Annotated in this window: 16 protein-coding genes and 1 pseudogene; 10 read left to right on the top strand and 7 right to left on the bottom strand. The window is 67.2% G+C overall.

Going from position 1 to position 21967, the window contains the following annotated elements:
* Positions 1–66: 66 nt before the first annotated feature.
* Positions 67–1294, bottom strand: a pseudogene (locus QE438_RS03490) (efflux RND transporter periplasmic adaptor subunit).
* A 208-nt stretch (positions 1295–1502) separates the two neighbouring features.
* Positions 1503–3092 (bottom strand): transglycosylase SLT domain-containing protein, encoded by a 1590-nt coding sequence (locus QE438_RS03485; RefSeq protein WP_131660792.1) that lies wholly within the window; start codon positions 3090–3092, stop codon positions 1503–1505.
* A 90-nt stretch (positions 3093–3182) separates the two neighbouring features.
* Between QE438_RS03485 and QE438_RS03480 the strand changes: the two genes are divergently transcribed.
* The 3 genes from QE438_RS03480 to greB all read left to right on the top strand — a co-directional run bounded on the left by QE438_RS03480 (position 3183) and on the right by greB (position 5854).
* Positions 3183–4769, top strand: a complete 1587-nt coding sequence (locus QE438_RS03480) for a helicase HerA-like domain-containing protein (RefSeq protein ID WP_306992526.1) — start codon at positions 3183–3185, stop codon at positions 4767–4769.
* Between the two features lie 95 nt (positions 4770–4864).
* Positions 4865–5296 (top strand): hypothetical protein, encoded by a 432-nt coding sequence (locus tag QE438_RS03475; protein ID WP_306992528.1) that lies wholly within the window; start codon positions 4865–4867, stop codon positions 5294–5296.
* 51 nt (positions 5297–5347) lie between these two features.
* On the top strand, positions 5348–5854 hold the full coding sequence (gene greB, locus QE438_RS03470) for a transcription elongation factor GreB (RefSeq protein WP_306992530.1): 507 nt from the start codon (positions 5348–5350) through the stop codon (positions 5852–5854).
* Between the two features lie 163 nt (positions 5855–6017).
* On the opposite strand, the gene rimO is transcribed toward greB, so the two are convergent.
* Positions 6018–7409, bottom strand: coding sequence for a 30S ribosomal protein S12 methylthiotransferase RimO (gene rimO, locus QE438_RS03465; protein WP_306992532.1), 1392 nt, complete (start codon positions 7407–7409; stop codon positions 6018–6020).
* 468 nt (positions 7410–7877) lie between these two features.
* Complete coding sequence (locus QE438_RS03460; RefSeq protein WP_306992534.1) at positions 7878–8768, bottom strand: LysR family transcriptional regulator; 891 nt, start codon at positions 8766–8768, stop codon at positions 7878–7880.
* Positions 8769–8868: 100 nt separating this feature from the next.
* Here QE438_RS03460 and QE438_RS03455 point away from each other — a divergent pair, with 100 nt between their 5' ends.
* The 6 genes from QE438_RS03455 to QE438_RS03430 all read left to right on the top strand — a co-directional run bounded on the left by QE438_RS03455 (position 8869) and on the right by QE438_RS03430 (position 15480).
* Complete coding sequence (locus tag QE438_RS03455; protein WP_306992536.1) at positions 8869–9483, top strand: isochorismatase family protein; 615 nt, start codon at positions 8869–8871, stop codon at positions 9481–9483.
* Positions 9484–9766: 283 nt separating this feature from the next.
* Positions 9767–10348 (top strand): pirin-like C-terminal cupin domain-containing protein, encoded by a 582-nt coding sequence (locus QE438_RS03450; RefSeq protein ID WP_309736160.1) that lies wholly within the window; start codon positions 9767–9769, stop codon positions 10346–10348.
* 308 nt (positions 10349–10656) lie between these two features.
* Positions 10657–11328: a dienelactone hydrolase family protein gene (locus QE438_RS03445; RefSeq protein WP_307184025.1), complete on the top strand. Its 672-nt coding sequence runs from the start codon at positions 10657–10659 to the stop codon at positions 11326–11328.
* Complete coding sequence (locus QE438_RS03440) at positions 11325–11741, top strand: HIT family protein (RefSeq protein ID WP_130518897.1); 417 nt, start codon at positions 11325–11327, stop codon at positions 11739–11741. Before QE438_RS03445 ends, QE438_RS03440 begins: the two co-directional genes overlap by 4 nt.
* A gap of 543 nt (positions 11742–12284) precedes the next feature.
* Positions 12285–15113 (top strand): TonB-dependent receptor, encoded by a 2829-nt coding sequence (locus QE438_RS03435; RefSeq protein ID WP_306992540.1) that lies wholly within the window; start codon positions 12285–12287, stop codon positions 15111–15113.
* A gap of 172 nt (positions 15114–15285) precedes the next feature.
* Positions 15286–15480 carry a DUF5668 domain-containing protein gene (locus QE438_RS03430; RefSeq protein ID WP_306992542.1) on the top strand — a complete coding sequence of 65 codons (195 nt, stop codon included), beginning with the start codon at positions 15286–15288 and terminating at the stop codon, positions 15478–15480.
* Between the two features lie 732 nt (positions 15481–16212).
* Here the strand turns inward: QE438_RS03430 and dcd are convergent.
* The 3 genes from dcd to QE438_RS03415 all read right to left on the bottom strand — a co-directional run bounded on the left by dcd (position 16213) and on the right by QE438_RS03415 (position 20607).
* On the bottom strand, positions 16213–16788 hold the full coding sequence (gene dcd, locus QE438_RS03425) for a dCTP deaminase (protein ID WP_130518903.1): 576 nt from the start codon (positions 16786–16788) through the stop codon (positions 16213–16215).
* A gap of 64 nt (positions 16789–16852) precedes the next feature.
* Complete coding sequence (gene apbC, locus QE438_RS03420) at positions 16853–17692, bottom strand: iron-sulfur cluster carrier protein ApbC (protein ID WP_130518905.1); 840 nt, start codon at positions 17690–17692, stop codon at positions 16853–16855.
* Between the two features lie 152 nt (positions 17693–17844).
* Entirely contained in the window at positions 17845–20607 is a 2763-nt protein-coding gene (locus tag QE438_RS03415; RefSeq protein WP_309732142.1) for a TonB-dependent receptor plug domain-containing protein, read from the bottom strand.
* A 668-nt stretch (positions 20608–21275) separates the two neighbouring features.
* On the opposite strand from QE438_RS03415, the gene QE438_RS03410 reads away from it, so the two are divergent.
* Positions 21276–21716, top strand: a complete 441-nt coding sequence (locus QE438_RS03410) for a DUF2147 domain-containing protein (protein ID WP_130522197.1) — start codon at positions 21276–21278, stop codon at positions 21714–21716.
* The last annotated feature ends 251 nt before the right edge of the window (positions 21717–21967 follow it).

Here is a 21967-nt window from a genome sequence, read left to right as displayed (position 1 = left end):
TCCGTCCTGTCGAAGCGTCGTGCGGCGGCCCGCGCGTGGAACTGCGCGGGCCGTGGATCGATTGGATCAGCGACCGGGCGGGCCGCGGCGGCCGCCGCCGCGCTGGCCCTGCATGGCCTGCTGCAGCTCGGCGGCGGTGGGCTCGGGCGGGGCCTGGCCGGGCTTGAGCGGATTGACCTTGGCGTTGGGCTTGAGGCGGAACTGGCCCTCGGTCACCACGCGCTGCCCGGCGGTCAGGCCCTTGGTCACCACGATGTGGGTCGAGCCGACCTCCACCCCGGTGGTGACCGGCGTCATCTTGACCGTGTTGTCGCTGTCCAGCGCATAGACGTAGTCGCCGTCCGGACCACGCTGCACGGCCTGGGTCGGCACGACCATGCCCTGCTTGAGCGTGTCCACCTGCAGGCGCACGTTGACGAACTGGCCCGGCCACAGCACGTGGTCGGCGTTGGGGAAGCGCGCGCGCAGGCGGAAGGTGTTGCTGTCGGCGCTGACCTGGTTGTCGACCACGTCCAGCACGCCATCGGCGACGATCACATGCTGGTCGGTGGCATCCAGCGCGGCGACCGGGGCGTTGCCGCGCGCCTGGGCCGCGCGCACCACGTCCAGGTCCTGCGCCGGCAGGCTGAAGGAGGCGTAGATCGGCTCGACCTGGGTGATGGTCACGATCGAGGAGCTGGTGGTCACCACATTGCCCACGTCCACACCGCGGATGCCGGCGATGCCGTCGATCGGCGAGACGATGCGGGTATAGCCCAGCTGCACCGCGGCGGCCTGCATCTGCGCCTCGGCGGCGGCCACGCCGGCCGTGTACTGGGCCACCAGGTTCTTCTGCGTGTCCAGGTCGGTGCGTGCCACGTACTGGCTGTACTTGGGATCGGTCAGGCGCGCATTGGTGTCGCGCGCGGTCTGCAGCTGGGCCAGGTTCTGCTTGCGCGAGGCCGCGGCCTGGTCGTAGGTCGCCTGCAGCTCGCGCGGGTCGATGCGCGCCAGCAGCTGGCCCTTCTTGACCGGCTGGCCTTCGGTGAAGTCCAGGCTCATCAGGCGCCCGCCGGTCTGCGGGTTGATCGTCACGGTGTTGAGGGCGGTCACGGTGCCCGTGGTGCTGCGGTAGACCGGCACGTCCTGGGTGGTGACCGGCTCGACCGTCACCGGGACCGGTTTGTCGCTGTCCTGGCCGCCCTGGCGCATCTCCGCATCGCCCGAACCCCCGCTTGCCGCAGGCGCGCAGGCCCAACACCACCACGACCACCACCACGACCGTCCACAGGACGATCTTCCATTTACGCGACATGCAACGATTCTCCGGGATGGGGGACGGCGTGTTCCCCGCCTACGACATGCAAGGTTAGCGGTTGGTAACGCGCGTGCCTGCATGACTGATGACAGGGGCAGCACGCCTGCAGGCGGCTTCGTTCAGCCACCAGCAGTCTGGATGTCATCCACCGGACATGCCCGCCCGCCTCCCGACCAGGTCGAGCGGCGCGGCCATCGGGCCGGGCTCAGCGGTCGCAGCCGACCAGCTGGATGGTCTGTCCCGGCTTGAGCGCGTAGGCCGGCGCACGCAGCTTGTTGGCCTTGGCCAGATCGCCCAGCTCGCACTGGAACTTGCCGGCCACCTTGCCCAGCGTGTCGCCGCGGGCCACCTTGTAGCTGCGCACCTGCCGGGCCTTGGGCTTGGCCGGCCTGGGGCTGCCGGTGGCCACGGTGGTCGGCACGCCGGCCGGCGCCTCCACCGCCACGCCGCTGACATCGCCCACCGCCACGCGCGTGCTGCGCGGGCCGTCGTACTTGATCGCCGAATCGACCGTGGCGGTCACCAGCGTGTGCGCCAGCTCGGCGGTCGGCCCCTTGACGCACAGCCGGTTGTACAGGCTCACCATGTGCTGGTTGGCGTTGATCACGGTGCCGGCCGGGATCCAGGTCTCGGCCTGGTAGCGCGGATTGAGGTTGCGCAGGGCGCGCATGAAGCCCTCGCGCGTGCGGCCGGTGCCCAGGCAGATGGTCAGCTCGTAGATCGAGGCGGTGCGCTGCAGCTTCAGCGGTGCCGGGGTCGCATCCACCTTGGGGAACTGCAGCCCGTACTGCTTGGGATGCAGGAACAGCCAGGCCGCGGCGATCACCATCGGCACGTAGTCCTGGGTCTCGGCCGGGAACTGGTTGTAGGCCGCCGCGTTCCAGAAGCTGCCCGGATGCTCGCGGTAGATGCGCACCGCGCGCCCTTCCCCGCCGTTGTAGGCGGCCAGCGCGAATTCGATGTTGCGGCCCAGCTCGCCCATGCGCTCGTTCATGTACGCGGCGGCCGCCTCGGTCGCCGCGTACGGGTCGAAGCGCGTATCGAAGCCCGAGCCGTCCATGCCCAGCCCGAAGCGGCTGCCCGTGGCCGGCATGAACTGCAGCAGCCCGGCCGCGCCCGCGCGCGAGGACACGTGCACCCGGCCGTAGGACTCCTTGGCCATGATCCCGAACAGCAGCGCCTCGGGCAGACCGGTGATCTGCCAGGCCGGCAGCATCTGCGAGCGCAGATTCATGTAGTTCTCGTAGCTGTCGATCAGCGGCCCGCGCATGTCCGTCAGCCAACGACGGATGCCCGCCTGCACGGCCGGGTTGTACTCGACCATGCTGTCGAAGGGATGGCGCTCGTCGTCGAGCAGACGCGCGGTGCGGGTCGAATCGGGCACATCGGCGCTGGCCGGCGCGCTGTGGTCGGTGCCGTCGTCGAGCGGATCGTTGCTGCCGGCCTCGCCGACCAGGTCATCGCTGTCGTCCTCGCCCCGCGCATCCACCTGGGCCTTGAGCAGGCGCTTGTAGGTGGCCAGCAGCGTGTGCATCTGGCAGCCCTTCTGCTTGGTGCAGGCGTCCAGCACGTCCTCCATGTCCTCCAGCGCCGCATCGCCCTGGGCCTGGCCCTTGGGATCGGCGTTGGCGGTCAGCACCAGCGCATCGGTGTAGCGCTTCTCGGCGGCGGCCATGCGCTGGGTCAGCGCGTCGGCGGCGGCCTGGTCGCGGGCCGACACGCGCGCCTGCGCGGGCGCCGCCAGCAGCGGCAGCAACAGGAACGACAGCGGCACCACGCGGGACAGGAAGGGCATCAGGCACACGAACGGGCGAAAAGCGGCCCGGCAGGGTAGCCGCGCGCGCGCCGCAGCGGCAAGGTCGCGCGCGGCACCGCGTTGGCGGCCATGCATGCAGATGCGCGCGTGCGTTCGCGAGCCGGGCTTGGCTTGTGCCTAAAATCAGCGGCACCTGACGCGAGAACATCCATGGATCCGATCCTGCTGGGCAAGGGCCTCACCGACGACATCCCCGTCCACCTGCTGCCGAAGTTCGGCAATCGCCATGGCCTGGTCGCCGGCGCCACCGGCACCGGCAAGACCGTGACCCTGATGACGCTGGCCGAGGGCTTCTCGCGCCTGGGCGTGCCGGTGTTCATGGCCGACGTGAAGGGCGATGTGGCCGGGCTGGCCGTGGCCGGCGACGGCAACGAGAAGGTCGCCTCCCGCGCCGCGCAGATCGGCGTGCCCGGCTACGCACCGGCGGCCTCGCCGACCATCTTCTGGGACCTGTACGGCAAGCTCGGCCATCCGGTGCGCACCACGGTGAGCGAGATGGGACCGACCCTGCTCGGCCGCATCCTGGAGCTCAACGACACCCAGTCCGGCGTGCTGGACATCGTGTTCAAGCTGGCCGACGACCGCGGCCTGCTGTTGCTCGACCTGCCTGACCTGCGCGCCCTGCTCAACCTGGTGGTCGAGGAGCGCAGCGCGGTCTCCACCCAGTACGGCCTGGTCAGCGCGACCTCGGTGGCGGCGATCCAGCGCGCCCTGCTGCGCCTGGAGCAGGACGGCGGCGACGGCTTCTTCGGCGAGCCGGCGCTGGAGCTGTCCGACCTGATGCGCGTGGGGCCCGATGGCCGCGGCGTGATCGGCATCCTGGCCGCCAACCAGCTGGTGCTCAAGCCGCGGCTGTATTCGTCCTTCCTGCTGTGGCTGCTGAGCGAGCTGTTCGAGACCCTGCCCGAGGTGGGCGATCTGGACAAGCCCAAGCTGGTGTTCGTGTTCGACGAGGCGCACCTGCTGTTCGACGACGCGCCGCCGGCGCTGCAGCAGCGCATCGAACAGGTGGTCCGGCTGATCCGCTCCAAGGGCGTGGGCGTGTACTTCTGCTCGCAGTTCCCCGACGACGTGCCCGACAACATCCTGGGCCAGCTCGGCAACCGCGTGCAGCACGCGCTGCGCGCCTTCACCCCGCGCGATCAGAAAGCGGTCAAGACCGCGGCCGAGACCTTCGTGCCCAATCCCAAGCTGGACGTGGCGCGCACCCTGTCCTCGCTGGGCACCGGCGAGGCCCTGGTGTCCACGCTGCAGGACAAGGGCGTGCCGATGCCGGTCGAGCAGACCCTGATCGCCCCGCCACGCTGCCGCATGGGCGCCATCAGCGAGGCCGAGCGCGGCCAGGTCCGCGCCGGCAGCCCGGTCGGCATGAAGTACGACACCGCGGTCAACCGCGAGTCCGCCGCCGAGCTATTGCTCAGGCGCGCGCAGACCGCGGCCGAACAGGCCCAGGCGCCGCCGGTGGGCAAGGCCGGCGCCAAGGACGAGGAAGGCGGCTTCGGCCAGATGGCCAAGGACATCCTGTTCGGCAACGGCCGCCGCCAGGGCGTGGTCGAGGCCATGGCCAAGCAGACCGCCCGCACCGTGGGCAATCAGGTCGGCCGGCAGATCCTGCGCGGCGTGCTGGGCGGCCTGTTCGGCGGCCGCCGGCGCTGAACGCGCGCGGCCGCGCGCTTCAACTCACCGGCGCTTTTTGCCAAGCTCGCCCCTGCGCAGGCTCCGCCTGCCCCAAGAAGATCTCAGGAATTGCCATGACACGATCGCGCCTGCTGTGCTGTGCCCTTCTCGCCGTGGGGCTCGCCGCCTGCAAGCCCGCGCAGACCCCGCAGGCCACCACGCCCGCGCCGGCGTCCACGCCGCCGGCCCAGACGCCGCCGTCTGCCACCGGCGCCCCGGCGGAAATTAGCGACAAGCAAGGCGTGGTCATCGCTGCGAGCGCCCTGGCCGGGGATTTCGAGGGCAATGCCTCGACCCTGGTGATCGAGGCCGACGGCGAATACCGGCAGACCCTCAAGGCCGGCGGCGCCGAGCTGACCAGCAGCGGCACCTGGTCGCCCGCCGGCACCGGCGTGATGCTGCTGACGCCCACCGACAAGGCCGCCCAGGCCGTGCGTTTCGATGTGATCAGCGCCGATGAGCTGCGCAGCCAGGACGGCGCGTATGTCTTCAAGCGCGTCCACTGATCGTCCGCGCGGCGCGCCGTCGCCGCGCCGCCGCATGACCGCATTGTCCGCATGAGCCGCTGGCGCCCGCCCGCCGAGAAGAGCACCGCCCTGATCACGCCCGAAGGCCATGCGCGCCTGAAGGCCGAGCTGGACGAGTTGTGGCGCGTGCGCCGGCCCGAGGTGGTCAAGGCGCTGGCCGCGGCGGCCGCCGAAGGCGACCGCTCGGAGAACGCCGAGTACACCTATCGCAAGAAGCAGCTGGGCGAGATCGACCGGCGCGTGCGCTATCTGAGCAAGCGGCTGGAAGCGCTGCGCGTGGTCGACACCCGGCCCAGCGATCCGCAGGCGGTGTTCTTCGGCGCACGCATCGAGGTCGAGCACATCGTCACCGGCGAAACGGCGCGCTACCGCATCGTCGGCCCGGACGAGACCGACGCGGCGCTGGGCCATATCAGCATCGACTCGCCGCTGGCGCGGGCGATGCTGAAGAAGCGGCTGGACGACGAGTTCGAGGCGCAGTTGCCCGGCGGCATACAGCGCTATGTGATCGTGGATGTGGATTACGGCGCAGGCTGAGGCCTGCAAGCGCATGGTGGAAGCAGCAGTCGCTCCCGATCACATCGCGTCCTACCTGTAGAGCGGAGCTTGCTCCGCTGCCTTCCGGCCAGATCTTCGGCAGGCCCCAGCGGAGCAAGCTCCGCTCTACAGGAGGAGGCGCCCCACCCTGAAATCCCGCCGATCAGGACAGGACCGGCAGCTCGCGGCGCAGGACCTCGGCGAACAGGTCGTGCTCGTCGCTGTCCACGATGGTCACATCGACGAACTGGCCGGGCTTGAGTCCGGCCTGCTCGCCATCCTGGATATGCACCAGGCCGTCGATCTCCGGCGCGTCGGCGGCCGAGCGCGCCACCGCGATGCCGTCCTCGATCAGGTCGACCAGGCAGCGCTGCACGCTGCCGATCTTGGCTTCCAGCTTCTGGGCCGAGATCTCCGCCTGGACTGCCATGAAACGCGCCAGGCGCTCCTGCTTGACCTCTTCCGGCACCGGATCGGGCAGCGCGTTGGCACCGGCGCCGTCCACCGGCGAATAGGCGAACGCGCCGACGCGGTCCAGCCGCACTTCGCGCAGGAAGTCCAGCAGGTCTTCGAACTCGGCCTCCGTCTCGCCGGGGAAGCCGACGATGAAGGTACTGCGCAGGGTGATGTCCGGACACAGCTCACGCCAGCGGGCGATGCGCTCGCGGGTCTTGTCGATCGCGCCCGGGCGCTTCATCAGCCTGAGGATGCGCGGGCTGGCGTGCTGCAGCGGGATGTCCAGGTACGGCAGCACCTTGCCCTGGGCCATCAGCGGGATGATCTCGTCCACGTGCGGATACGGATAGACGTAGTGCAGGCGGCTCCAGGCGTCCAGCTCGCCCAGGCCCTCGCACAAGGCCTTCATGCGGGTCTGGTACTCGCGGCCCTGCCAGGTGCGCGCGGCGTACTTCAGGTCCACGCCGTAGGCGCTGGTGTCCTGCGAGACCACCAGCAGCTCCTTGACCCCACCCTTGACCAGCTTCTCGGCCTCGCGCAGCACCTCGTCCACCGGCCGCGAGACCAGATCGCCGCGCATTGAGGGAATGATGCAGAAGCTGCAGCGGTGATTGCAGCCCTCGGAGATCTTCAGATAGGCGTAGTGCTTGGGGGTGAGCTTGACCCCGGCGGCGAAGTCCTCGCCGGTCAGGCGCGGGGCCGGGATCAGGTCCAGATAAGGATTGTGCTGCGGCGGCACGGCGGTGTGCACGGCCGACATCACGCTGCCGTAGTCGGCCGGGCCACTGATGGACAGCACACCCGGGTGCGCCTGCCGGATCATGTCCGCGCGCTTGCCCAGGCAGCCGGTGACGATGACCTTGCCGTTCTCGGCCATGGCCTCGCCAATGGCCTCCAGCGACTCGGTCACGGCCGCGTCGATGAAGCCGCAGGTGTTGACCACCACCACGTCGGCATCGTCGTAGCTGCCGGACAGCTGATAGCCCTCCACGCGCAGCTGGGTGAGGATGCGTTCGGAATCGACGAGGGCTTTCGGGCAGCCGAGGCTGACGAAGCCTATACGCGGCTGGCGGATCGCCTGTGCATTCATTTCTGTCATGGGAGGGGGCTTGATGAGGTCTTGTCTATCGCCACTTGCGCTTGTCCGGTCCTTGAGAGGCAAAGGGCCAGATCCGCGAGCGCCGTGAGGCGCGCATGGCAAAAGGAGCCGCGATGCCCGGTCTACCGACCGGATCACAAGCTTAAGGATGCTGGATAAACGCCGGCCAGCCTATCACCCGCGGCACGTGAAGTCAGGGGTTCGCCAGGTGTTTCACGCACGCCGCGCCTGCGATGGTTTCGCTCGAATGCGCCGAAAACCGCTGTTGTTGGCAGCTCGGAGAGGGTGATGGGCGGCAAACCCTCTTGGCCTCCGTGCGGTCGCCCTCCCCACCCTGCTCCTGGCGCTTGTCTGGCCAGGAACGAGAGAACGCGTCCTTAGCTGACCGGTCTTGAATCGTCGTCCAAGCCTGTTCGAAAGGCTTCAAGGCAGCCCGACCGGCTATCCAGGCGACAGGTCGAGAAAGTCTCAAATCGACTCGGCGATCGCGGCGAGCAACACCGAAACAGCACGCTTCATGCGCTTCTTCTGCGGCCAGACCAGCTTGATGGAGTCGCTCGGTAGAGACCAGCCGCGCACGTCCACGATCTGCAGCTGTCCCGCAGCCAAGGCCTCGCTCGCAAGGAAGTCGGGCAGACGCGCAATGCCCAACCCTGCGACCGCCGCCGCAACCAAGGCCTCGCTGCCGTTCGTTCGAAGGCGCGTGGCCGGGGTGAAGGAAAAGGGCTGGCCTCGTCGAGCAGGTTCAAATCGCCAAGGCTGAACGCCTCCACCGTTGTCGTAGGCCAGGCAGCGGTGATCGGCGAGCTGGCTCGGATGCGTCAGCGCTGTGGAGCCGGCGAATTGAGAAGGCGAGGCGTAAAGCCGCGCAGGAGCGATACCGACGGGCCGATATGCCAACCTGTTGTCCTCGACAGAGCCAATTCTCAACGCCAGGTCGAACCCGCCGGCGTGAAGATCCACCAATCGATCATCGAGTTCCAGATGGATCTCGATCCCTGGATGCTTCGTCATGAAGTCGAACAAGATCGGCGCAAGCCATTGCTGCCCGAAGCTGCGTGGCGCCGCCATCCGGATGATCCCGATGAAGCGGGAGACGTCGGCGGTTGCGGCCTCCATCAACCGATCGATCCCAGAAAGGATGGGAAGCGCATCTTCATACGCTCTCAAGCCCGCCTCGGTCGGTTGAAGCCGCCGACCGAGCCGCAGGAACAATCCGGTTCGCAGCGCGGTCTCCAGATCGCGCACGCGTTTGCTGACGACGGACTTGGCCACCCCCATCCGCCGCGCCGCCGCAGCGACGCCTCCGGCCTCCACGACGTGCACCAGGGCTTGCAACTCTTCGATCGTGGGCTGCATCGTTCTCGATTCTCGAACAACCAGTTCGCATTTTAAGGCATTTAATACCTCTATTGGCGAACATATACTCATTTCATCAACTCACGCACAGGAGTACGAAATGAGCGTTTTCGCCGACCCCAATGACGCGGCCCTGCTGCTCGTCGACCATCAGGCGGGCCTGTTCCAGACGGTCGCCGACATCGATCTGTACCGGCTACGCGCGAACGTGGCCGCGCTGCGTGATGCAGCGAAGCTGTTGGCGATGCCGATCATCACCACCGCTTCGGTGCCGGAAGGCCCCAATGGCCCCCTCGTGGCCGAGACGGCCAAGATCGAAGGGGCGACTTTTGTACCGCGCAATGGCGAGGTGAACGCCTGGGATACACCGGCGTTCCGGCAGACGGTCGCGAACACCGGGCGTAAGACCCTGGTCATCGCCGGCGTCTGGACGAGCGTCTGCGTCACCTTTCCGGCGCTGTCGGCGCTGGCGGAGGGATACAAGGTCTACGCCGTCATCGACGCGTCCGGCGACGTCAGCCCACAGGTGGCCCAGATCGCGACGATGCGCATGGCGCAGGCCGGCGTGACCATCACCACCACCAATTCGCTCATCGCCGAACTGCAGAGAACATGGCAGCGCAACGACGCCACGCAGTACGGCGCGCTTTACGCCTCCACCACCCCGCCCTACGCGACCGCGATGGAGAGCTTCTCCGCCGCGCACAAGGCCTAAACCATGCGAACGCTCGCCAACGTCTATCCGGCTCTGCGGGATGATATCGGCGATCTGACGACTCGACGCCCACTCCCAGGGCCGCGGCTTGAGCAGATCGATCCCTTCCTGTTCCTGAACCACCACGGTCCACAGACCTATGCGCCGGGTAATGCGGGGCTACCGTTCGGCCCGCACCCGCATCGGGGTTTTGAGACCGTGACCTTCATCCTCGACGGTAGCCTGGGCCCATCACGATACCGGCGGGCACGAAAGCATCATCGAAGCAGGCGGCGTGCAATGGATGACGGCCGGGTCCGGCCTGGTCCATGCCGAACTATCGCCCGCGGCGTTCAAGCGCGATGGCGGACCGATGGAGATCCTCCAGCTTTGGGTGAATCTTCCCGCTCGCCTGAAGATGACGCGCCCGCGCTACGTCGGGGTGCAGCGCGAAGGAATTCCTAGGATTGCGCTGCCCCAGGGCGCCGGACATCTGAATCTCGTGTCCGGGGCCTTTGCTGACGAGGTGGGACCGATCGCGTCGTTGACCGGCGTATTCATGTCGACCGTCGAGTTGCGTCGGGACGCGCGCGTTGCGCTTCCCGCACCGGAAGGCCGCTCGGTGTTGCTCTATGTCGTGCGCGGCGCGGTCCGCATCGGCGGCGAGACCGTCGTGGACCAGTGGCACTTGGTGCGGTTCAACGACGACGGCGCTGCGATCATGGTGGAGGCTCAAGCGGACACACTGCTCTTGTTCGGTCATGCCGATCCCATCGGTGAACCGGTCGTGGCGCGCGGCCCCTTCGTCATGAATACCGAACAGGAAATCCAGCAGGCGCTCATGGATTACCAGGCCGGAATGTTCCACCGAGCACGGCCGGCGTGAGCACTGGCCCGAGGATCCGGGGCGCCATGAGGGGAGATCCGCATCGCTGCCGTGACGACTTGTCAGTCGCGCATCGCGCACCCTCACTCGCTTCTCATCCGCCGAGGCTGACGAAGCCGACCTTGTGGGCGGCACCCGACACACGCGACACAGGGATAAGCGGCCGGCGATTGTACGCCGCGCGCCGGGGCCGCCCGCCGCGCCGCTGCAACACCATCGCGGCAACGGTGCGGACCGGCGGGCTTGCGTTTCCTGAACGCGCCAGCGCCTAGACTGGCCCTCCCCCTCGCCAGACAGGAGTTCCCGCCATGGGCCAATGGATCACGCTTTCCACCTCCAAGGGGCCGGTCGCGGCCTGGCAGGCCGAGCCGGCCGGCGCTGCGCGCGGCAGCGTGATCGTGATCCAGGAGATCTTCGGCGTGAATGAACACATCCGCGGCGTGGCCGAGCAGTACGCCGCGCAGGGCTACCTGGCGATCGCGCCAGCGTTCTTCGACCTGGTCGAACCGGGCCTGGAGCTGCCCTACGACCAGGACGGCACCAAGCGTGGCCTGGAACTGGTTGGCGCCATCGGCCTGGACGCCGCCGTGGACGTGGTGGAGATCGCCGCCCACGCCGCGCGCACCGCCGCGGCCAACGAGAAGGTCGCCACCGTCGGCTACTGCTGGGGCGGCACCGTCGCCCTGCTCTGCGCCCAGCGCCTGGGCCTGCCCAGCGTGAGCTACTACGGCGGGCGCAACGCGCAGTTCCTGGACCAGCCGCTCAAGGCGCCGGTGCAGTTCCACTTCGGCGAGCGCGACAAGCACATCACCGCCGAGGTCGTGGAGGCCCAGCGCCAGGCCTGGCCCGACATGGACGTGTTCACCTACCCGGCCGACCACGGCTTCAACCGCGAGGCCAGCCCGGCGGTGTACGACGAGGCCAGCGCGAAGCAGGCCTTCGGCCGCGCGGTGGCGTTCCTGCAGGAAAACATCGGTTGAGCGCGACGCCCGCGTTCGCGCTGGACCCGCGTCTTGCGGCCGACAGCGCCTTCATCGCCGACGGCCCGCTCTCGCAGGTGCGCCTGATGGACGACACGCGCTTCCCCTGGCTGCTGCTGGTGCCGCGCGTCGCCGGCGCCAGCGAATGGATCGAACTGGACGGCGGGCAGCAACGCCTGCTCCTGGCCGAAGTCAACCGCGCCGGCGCCTGCGTGCGCGCCGAGCCGGGCGTGACCAAACTCAATATCGGCGCGCTGGGCAATATCGTGCGCCAGCTGCACGTGCACCTGGTCGGCCGCCACGAAGGCGACGCCGCCTGGCCCGGCCCCGTCTGGGGCAGCGGCCCCGCCCAACGCCACGCGCCCGACGCACTGCAGGCGCGCATCGCGTACTGGCGCACGCTGCTGGGCTGATCATGTCGCGCCGGCGCGCTCGGCACCCATGATCGTCGACTGTCGTTTCGCACATGCACGCACGGCGCGTCGACAGTTGCGCGCTTGTGCAGACGGACGACCTCTTGTGTTGAGTCATCGCTCGGAAGAGCGCTTCATCGCGCATCTATAACCAAGTACGCGCGATGTCCATGAACTCGCCTTGACTGACTGGATCGCAATCCAGACGTCAGTGTTGGAGCGCATGCGTCTCTCATGCGCAGCTTACTCATCAGCCTTTTTAAGGGATCTTCTGACGAGCTGGACAAAATTTCGCCAGCACATGCACCGCTGTTGGTGACCTCCATTCCACAACGCGATGTCAGCACGATGACAATCGTGTCGAAGAATGATCGCGGCGAAAAACTTCCGTTTGCACGGTGTTAGTTTCATCGGCGACTGCACGACCAGTCAGCCACCGACACCCGTTGCGCGAGCCGACGACGACTTCGTCGGCGTGTAGTGCATCACGCGAACAAGAAGGTCATTCTCGACATGCAGACTCTTTCCTGCCGGACACCCGGCATGCGCAATGCACTTGCCGGCGCCATTGCCGCCTCTCTGTTGTTCGCCGCCGCCAATGCCGCGGCCCAGGCGCAGTCCGAATCCACGCAGACCACGCGCACACTCGAGCAGGTCACCGTTACCGGCTCGCGCATCCGCAGTGCGCAGATCGAAAACCAGCAGCCGGTGCAGGTCATCACGCGCCAGCAGATCGACCGTTCCGGCTTCACTTCCATCGCCGATCTGCTGCAGAACACGCCGTCGGCCGGTTCGCCGTCGATCTCGCGCGCCGACGCGCTTGCCTCCGGCGAGGACGTCGGCGGCTACTACATCGATATCCGCAACCTGGGCGCCAGCCGCACGCTGGTGCTGGTCAACGGCCAGCGCCTGGGCGTGTCCACCTCTGGCGCGCAGGACCTGAGCCAGATCCCGCTTTCCGCCGTCGAGCGCATCGACATCCTCAAGGACGGCGCATCGTCCATCTATGGCTCCGATGCGATCGCCGCGGTGGTCAACGTGATCACGCGCAAGCGCTTCGAGGGCGCGCAGGTCTCGGCGCAGTACGGCCAGTACGGCCAGGGCGACGGTGGCGAGTCCACCGTCTCGGCCATCTGGGGCAAGGCCAACGACCGCGGCGGCGTGACGATCACCGCCGAGCGCAGCAAGTCCGATCCGATCCTGGCCGGCTCACGCTGGTTCAGCAAGTATGGCAACGCCGGCCCCGACTACCCCGGCTCGGGCTGGAGCCCGGTCTCGCAGAACGGCTCTGCGCAGGGCCTGTGCGGCAGCGCCAGCACCTGGTGCACGCTGCGCCCGGGCGGCAATCCGGCCAACGCGGCGGACTTCGTTCCGATCACGCCGGACCTGTACGCCAACTCCAATCAGCAGATGTATCTGCAGACCGGCGTGGAGCGCAAATCGGCACTGGCCAACATCAACTACGATCTCACCGATCGGATGATGTTCAACGCCGATATCCTCTACAACGAGCGCACCACCGACCAGCAGATCGCCGGCTACCCCTACCAGTCCGGTGCATTCGACACGCCGCTCTCCGCCGACAGCGCGTTCAATCCGATCGGCGAGGACCTGGAGTTCCGCCGCCGGCTCTGGGAGATGCCGCGCACCACCGAGAGCGAGCTCAAGACCTTCCGATTCGCCGGGCAGCTGTCCGGTTCGTTCGACGTGGCCGACAAGCCCTGGGACTGGGAAGTGGGCTACCTGTACAACCGCAACAAGCTCACCAAGCGCGGCCACGGCGATGCCAGCCTGATCTCCACGCGCCAGGCGCTGGGCCCCTCGTTCATCAACGCCGACGGCGTGGCCCAGTGCGGCAGCGCCGCCAGCCCGATCGCGCTGGATGCCTGCCGCCCGTGGAATCCGCTGCTGCCCTATGGCGTGGCCGGCCAGGGCTCGCTGGCCGATGCGGCGCTGCAGGACTTCCTGTTTCCCACCACCACCGACACCGGCCGCACCACCACCAAGGTGTTCTCGGCCAACCTGAGTGGCGCACTGTTCGAACTGCCGGCCGGCGACTTCGGTTTCGCCGTCGGTGTGGAGCGCCGCGAGGAGACCGGACGCTACGTCCCCGACGCCTTCGCCCAGACCGGCGAATACACCGGCCTGGCGGCTCTGCCCACGCAGGGCGAGTACGACGTCAATGAGGCGTACCTGGAGCTCAACATCCCGGTGCTGGCCGACAAGCCCTGGGCCCAGGAGCTGACCTTCAACGTGGCCACGCGCTACTCGGACTACAGCAACTTCGGGTCCACCACCAACAGCAAGGTCAGCGGCCTGTGGCGCCCAACCGAGACCCTCGCGGTGCGCGCGACGTGGGCCGAGGGTTTCCGGGCGCCGTCGATCGCCGACCTGTACGGCGGCACCGGCTCGAGCTTCGAGAGTTATACCGACCCCTGCTCGACCGGCGTGCCGGGCAGCGTCAACGGCAACGCGGCCTGCAGCGCGGCCGGCGTGCCGGCCGGCTATGTCCAGCTGGGCCAGGGCCTGCAGCCCTGCACCTCCTGGCCCTGCCAGACGCCGGACGAGTTCATCAGCGGCTCCAACCCGGACCTGAAGCCTGAGGAGTCCAAGAGCTGGACCGCCGGGATCGTCTGGAGCCCCGGCTTCGCCTCGGGCCTGGACCTGAGCCTGGACTGGTGGCGCTACAAGCTCAGCAGCGTGATCATCAGCGACAGCGTCGACCGCATCCTGCGCGACTGCTACGTGCTGGGCGACGCGACGCGCTGTGCCGGCATCACCCGCGCCGCCGACGGCCACATCAGCGACCTGTTCTTCGGCCTGACCAACCTGGGCCAGCTGGAAACCGAGGGCTGGGACATCGGCGTGCGCTACCGTCTGGCCGACACCGCCGTGGGCAGCTTCAACTTCGACTGGCAGACCAGCTACGTCAGCCAATACGACACCGCCGCCCAGAACGCCGCAGGGGAAACCATCATGGTCGGCTCGGTCGGCCAGCCGGGTTACTTCCGGGTCAAGTCCAACCTCAACGTCAACTGGCAGATCGACGACCAGTGGGGCGTGAGCTGGAAGACGCGCTACTACTCGGGCATCGCCGAATCGTGCGTGGCCAACCGGCCCTGCTCGGACCCGGACCGCTATGCCAACGGCGAATCCGATCCGCGCCGCAAGCTGGGGTCCAACACCTTCCACGACCTGCAGCTGAGCTACGAGGCGCCGTGGAACGCGACCATCGCGGTGGGCGTGGAGAATGTCTTCGACCATTACGGGCCGATCCTGTTCTCCGGCAACGGCGTGAGCACGGCATTCCCCTATTACCCCGAGTTCGACATCGGCCGCTTCGGCTACCTGCGCTACACGCAGCGGTTCTGAGCCTCACTCCTCGCTTCGGCAAGGCCACGGGAGCCCGATCGGGCTCCCGTTTTCATTGGGGCGGCACACAGGCCCGCCATGACTTCCGACGGGACGGAAGTTGACTTGTGGCACCTGATCCGGCGCGGCCGCAGGCGCACGATGGCCTCACCTTCCGAACGGATGCCCCACCATGCGCCACCTGATCCCCGCCCTGATCCTGATCGTGCTGGGCACGCTGTTCCTGCTGGACAACCTCGGCTTCCCGGGCTTGGACGTGCGCGAGCTCATCGCCACCTGGTGGCCGCTGCTGCTGATCCTGGGTGGCATCAACCTGCTACTGCGCCGCGCCAGCGGCCAGCAGGCGCGCTGCCGCGACGCTTCCTGACGCCAACAGAGCCAGGCTGCGCGGGAGCGCGGAAGCGTGAGCCTGTTGACGAGTGCGCGCGGGCCGGCGACTTCACTTCGCCGACCAGCCTCGAACCGGCCGAGCGCGGCGCCTCGACTCGTCAAGCATCCACGGAGGGTTCTGGGATGAGAATGAATCGACGGCGCTTCACGCCTCTGTGGGAACCGGCATGGCGGCGATGGGGACTGCCTGGTAAAGCCTCATCGCCGCCATTGGCCAAAAAGGCCACAAGGGCGGCTCCCACCTGTAGAGCGGAGCTCGCTCCGCTGGGGCCTTCCCCACGAACCGAACGAAGCGCAGCGGAGTCCCCAAAAGGGGATTGCCGCAAGCTCCACTCTACAGACGGGCGGCTGCCGGGTTTGAGGAGACAGTTGCTCCCACGCGGTAGGCGCGCACCCGACCGGTGGAGAGCCCGTTGCGGATGGATCGGAATTTGTTCAGAGCCGAAGCCGATTCGCTCAACCCGCGAGGCACCGGTTCGGCTGGCAGTGGCCGCGCCTGGCGAGGCAGGAGCCGAGCGCTCAAAGACGAGGCAGGATGCCCTGATCGAGGGATAAGCGGACGCCGTCCGCCGGACAGTTGCCCTTCCAAAGCAGCAACGCGCACGCCGCGAAATCTCCTGGCCGGAGAAAAACCACAAAAAAAGCCGCACAAGAGGTGCGGCCTTCTTGCCATGCCTTGTCGGAAGCCGGACAACCCTGCCCACCGGCCTCAGGTGCGCGGCAGGGTCACGCCGGTCTGCCCCTGGTACTTGCCGCCGCGGTCGCGATACGAGGTTTCGCACACATCGTCCGCATCGGCCTGGAAGAACAACATCTGCGCCACGCCCTCGTTGGCGTAGATGCGCGCCGGCAGCGGCGTGGTGTTGGAGAACTCCAGCGTCACATGGCCTTCCCATTCCGGCTCGAGCGGCGTGACATTGACGATGATCCCGCAGCGCGCATATGTGCTCTTGCCCAGGCACACCACCAGCGTGTCGCGCGGGATGCGGAAATACTCGACCGTGCGCGCCAGCGCGAAGCTGTTGGGCGGGATGATGCACACGTCCGACTCGATGTCCACGAAGCTGCCGCTGTCGAAGTGCTTCGGGTCGACGATGGTCGAGTTGATGTTGGTGAACACCTTGAACTCGCGCGAGCAGCGCACGTCGTAGCCGTAGCTGGAGGTGCCGTAGCTGACGATGCGATGGCCACCGGCGTCCTGCTTGACCTGGCCCGGCTCGAACGGCTCGATCATGCCGTGCTGCTCGGCCATGCGCTTGATCCAGCGGTCGGACTTGATGCTCATGCGGGGCGTGTTCCTGAAGGGCGGCGTGCGGGAGGCCGCATTGTAGGCCAGCGGCGGGATGCTGTTAGACCAGCGAGGAGGCGATGGACATGCTGGCGCGCGGACGCTGGTCCAGCGCCGCCACCAGCGCCTCGGCCACCTGGCGGTAGGCCTGGGCCACCGGCGAATCCGGCGCCGCTGCCACCACCGGCGTGCCCAGATCGCCCTGCTCGCGGATGCGCACGTCCAGCGGCAGGGAGCCCAGCAGCGGCACGCCATAGTGCGCCGCCATCGCCGCACCGCCCCCCTGGCCGAACAGATGCTCGACGTGGCCGCACTGGCTGCACACGTGCTGGGCCATGTTCTCCACGACACCGAGCACGGCGATCTCGACCTTCTCGAACATCTTCAGCGCCTTGCGCGCGTCCAGCGTGGCGATGTCCTGCGGCGTGGTCACGATCACCGCGCCAGCGACCGGGATCTTCTGCGACAGGGTGAGCTGGATATCGCCCGTCCCCGGCGGCAGGTCGACCAGCAGGTAGTCCAGGTCGCCCCAGAGCGTGTCGTTGAACAGCTGGGTCAGCGCCCCGGTGGCCATCGGCCCACGCCACACCATCGGCGTGTCGGCCTCGATCAGCAACCCGATCGACATCGCCTCCAGGCCGAACGCGCGCATCGGCTCGATCGACTTGTTGTCCGGGCTCTCCGGCCGGCCCGACAGCCCCAGCATCGCCGGCACGCTCGGCCCGTAGATGTCCGCGTCCAGCACGCCCACCTTGGCCCCACCGGCCGCCAGGGCCAGCGCCAGGTTCACCGCCGTAGTCGACTTGCCCACCCCGCCCTTGCCGGAAGCCACGGCGATGACGTTGCGGACGCGGGGATGGGGCTGCAGGCCGCCCTGGGGCCGATGTGCGGGAATGGTCATGTGCCTATTGTCGCCCCCTGGACCATGGGGGCCAAGCCGCACCCTGACCAGGCGGCAGCAAAGCTCGCCCGGTCGGGTGCGAGACGCGAAAAAAGCAAAGGGCCGGTCCTTTCGGACCGGCCCTCCTGTTGCATGGAACCCGATCGAATCGATCAGTAGTCGTAGCGGACCGTGAAACGGAGCGACCGCGGCGTCTGGTAGTTCACATCGTTGAGGTAGTTCGGGCTGATCACGTCGCGCGAAGCTTCCTTGAACTCGTTGTACTCGGTGACCTTGCCGTTGTTGAACACGTTGAACACGTCGATCTTGAACTTCAGCTTGTTGTCCGCCCACGACGGCACATAGGCGGCCGACATGTCCAGCGTCCAGGACCACGGCGTGCGACCGGCGTCGCCGCGCTGGCGCAGTTCGCGCGTGCCATCGTCGTTGAGGCAGTAGAAGCTCGACCCGCTGTAGGCGTTGAGCGTGCCGGCATCGGGCTGGGCGATGCCTTCCAGCGGGATGTAACCCTGGCAGTTGACCGGACGGCCGGACTGCACGATCAGGTTGCCGCCGAACTGCCACTCCGGGGTCAGCGAATACACGCCGAACACCTTCAACGTATGGCGGCGATCGTTGGGCAGGAAGCCGTAGCTGCCGTCCATGAACAGCCTGTGGTCGAAGTCCTGGGTCAGGCCGGGATCGCCCTGCTCCAGCGTCGAGTTGACGTAGCCTTCGATGTTGCCCTTGCTCTTGGCGTAGGTGTAGGAACCCTGCAGGTTGAGCTTCTCGCCGGTGCGCTCGAAGAACAGCTCCAGACCGCTGTACTTGCGCTTGTACTTGGGCAGGCCCAGGTAGGACGCCGGCAGCGTGGCCAGTTCGACTTCGCCGTCGCCGTTGAGATCGACGTTGATGGTCACGTCGTCGCCAGGGTTCAGGAAGTAGCAGCTGGGCACCGAGGTGTAGTCGAAGTCGTCGTAGCCGTTGTCGGCGGCCCAGTCGATCCACGGATTGGTCGTACAGGTGTCGTCCATGCCGGACTTCACCTCGCGATAGGTCAGGCGCGTGCCGACCATCCAGGCATCGGTCAGCTGCACCTGCGCGCCCAGGATGACTTCGTCCTGGTACATCGGGGTCAGGCTGGTCGAGGCGACGGAGGCCGGATTGGGCGCCTCGCGCGACCCGTTGACCTGGGTCGGGCCGATCTGGGCACCCTGGCCGACGGGCCGGCCGTCGGCTTCGTTCCAGCCGTTGACGTAGTACCAGTTGAATTCGGTGTACTCAGAGCCGGTGGCGCGGATGCTCGAATTGCTGGCGACGGGGATGTAGTAACGACCGGCGGTACCGAAGAACTTCAGGCTGGCGTCGCCCACCACGTCCCAGGAGAAGCCCAGACGCGGCGCGATCTTGTAGTCGGACTCGACCCAGGCGATGCCGTCGCCGTTCTTGTTCTCGAACTTCTCGCCACGCACACCCAACTGCACCATGAAGTTATCGGTGATCTGCCAGTTGTCTTCCAGATAGATCGCGCTGTTGACGTTCTCGTAGCTGGCGCTGCTGGTCTCGCGCACACGCGAGCGGGCATAGACCGCGCCACGCGGGACGAGCTGGCCATTGACGGTGCGGCCCGGCTGGCCGGCATAGGCGCCGGTCGCGACGGCGTTGCCTGGCACGGTGTAGTACGCCCAGTTGATGCCGCCGGCATAGGTCTGGCCGCGGTGGCTGGAGTCGTACTTTTCCTGGTCCACGCCGAAGCGCAGCTTGTGATCGCCCAGGATCCACTCCGCGTCCACGCGGTAGGCCTTACGCACGTCTTCGTCCGGTGCCACGTCCGGGTCGGCGATAAAACTGATGGTTCCGGGGTTGCAGCCGATGTAGCGGTCGACGACGCTGGTGGTCAGGCCGAAGCTGTAGGCCCAGGGGCACTCGCTGCCCGGCGGGTTGGCAGGCAGGCGCGAGTCGATCAGGTTGCTGAGGTAGCCATACTGGGCCGACAGGGTGAAGTTGTCGGTGACATAGCCGGTGTACTTCAGGATACCCAGCTTGCCGCCGTTCTCGATCTCGTACTGCTCGATCGGCGCCTCGTGGCGACCGACGTTGTAGCGGTTCTCGCCGTCGGCGGTGAGGTTGTAATCGTAGGTGTGGTACTTGGTCTTGCGCTTGTTGTAGAGCCCGGTGAACTCCAGCAGGTTGTTGTCGGTGATGTACCAGTCCAGCTTCAGGAAGCCCTGCGGGGTGGTATCGCTGGTCTTGCGGCTGTTCAACGAGTAGTAGTCGTCGGTCTGGTTGTCACGCCCTTCGGCCAGGGCGAAGAAGAACAGCCGATCCTTGATGATCGGGCCGCTCGCGTAGGCCGAATAGATCAGGCTGCTCGAGGTGTTGTCGCTGCGATACTGGTAGAGCGGATCGGCGGCATCCGGATCGCGCTCCCAGACGTCCTTGCCCGAGGCCTTGCCCCACTCCGGCTCCCACTCGACGCTGCCGCCGAAGTGCCAGTCGTTGGAGCCGGACTTGGTCACGATGCTCACGATGCCACCCAGCGAGCGGCCGTACTCGGCGCTGTAGCCGCCGGTCTTGACCTGCTGCTGCGCGATGGCCTGGAACGGCATGCGCGCGAAGGACAGCATGTTGCGCATGTTGGTGACGTCGAAGCCGTTGATGTAGTAGCCGTTCTCGGCGACCGAGGAGCCACCGAACGAGGCCAGGTTGCCGAAGCCGGTATCGCCGCGCACGGTGCCCGGAGCGAGCAGCGCGACGGAGGTCACGTCGCTGGACACCGGCAGCGCGGCGATCTGGTCGGCGGTGAAGACCGAGGTCGACTCGACCGAGGACACGTCGATGGGGTTGTAGGCACGCGCGCCGACCACGGTCACCGAGTCCAGCGTGGTGGCGTCGCCACCGAAGGTCACCTGCGAACCGCTACCGACCTTGACCACGACATCGCGCGTCTGGCCATCGGCCGTGATCGCGTAGTTGCCCGGCGGCAGCTGGCTGAAGGTGAAACGGCCCGAGCCGTCGGCGACGATGGAGCGGGTAAAGGCCCGTCTGCGGGCTCTGGATGGTGATGGTGCTGCCCGGCTGACTGCTGCCGAAGATCGAACCCACGGCGCTCTGCGCCTGCACGCCGCCGGCCACGCACATGCCCAGCGCCACGCTGAGCGCGCTGCGCCGGATATTGCTGGACAGCCTTCCACGAACTCCACGAGTTGCCATATCTCTCTCTCAGATAAGTGCGACGCAGGCCGGTGGCGGCCCCGCCAGAAGTAGTCCCCTCCGTCGATGGCGCGCACCGGATGTGTCGATACGTGACAGAGTCGTACACGTTGCGACGTGGCGCCATCAGTGGCTTAACGGAAGGTTGACCCGAGATTAACTCGCGTTTTATTTGTCGCAAGCTGACAAAAATTACAAGTGCGTAAAAGTGCGCTTCTGCGTGATGAACGGGGGTTGCGGACCCGTTGTCCTGCCTACGCACGCGGACGACACGGCCATCAGATGACTTTGTTGTCACACACGACACATCACGACCAAAAGCGACCGGCTTCCCCACCACACGCCGCAGTACGGTATAAGGGCGCAAGACCACATCCCTGGGAGGGGAGCGATGCACAAGACGATCCTGATGTTGTCCCTGGCCGTGCTGGCCGGCGCCGCGTCCAGCGCGATGGCGGCCGACGGGGCGGTGGGACGCTGGAAGACCATCGACGACAAGACCGGCGAAGTGAAATCCATCGTCGAGATCAGCGAGGCGGCCAACGGCAGCCTGACCGGCAAGGTCGTGGAGATCCTCAAGTCGGACAAGGGCCCCAACCCGGTCTGCGACGGCTGCTCGGGCGAGCGCAAGAACAAGCCGATCAAGGGCATGACCATCCTGTGGGACCTCAAGCCCGATGGCGCCAACGAGTGGGCCGGCGGCACCATCCTCGATCCGGCCAACGGCAAGACCTACAAGTCCAAGATGGAGCTCCAGCCGGGCGGCAAGAAGCTGGACGTCTCCGGCTGCATCGCCTTCATCTGCCGCGCGCAGACCTGGCTGCGCGAGTAGCGCCAGTCGCGCCTCCGCCAACACCCGACCAGCCCGGCCTCGCGCCGGGCTTTTCTGTGTTGCTGCTCCGACACGCAGGGAGGTGATCTGTTGAGGACATGCTTGCCGGATCGATGCGCGCACTTCGCCCACCCGCCTCGACCCGGCCGGGAGCGGCCCATCGGCTCGGTCCGCCCACCACGGCGGACTAACCCGCCCCCGTGGGTTCTCCCTGACCCGCTCTCCGCGGCGCTCGGCCTGGTCGAGACTTT

The organism is Pseudoxanthomonas sp. SORGH_AS_0997 (genome assembly GCF_031453535.1).
Lineage (GTDB): Bacteria > Pseudomonadota > Gammaproteobacteria > Xanthomonadales > Xanthomonadaceae > Pseudoxanthomonas_A > Pseudoxanthomonas_A winnipegensis.
The sequence above is the reverse complement of the archived record's forward strand: the minus strand, read 5'-3'. Positions and strand labels throughout refer to the sequence as shown.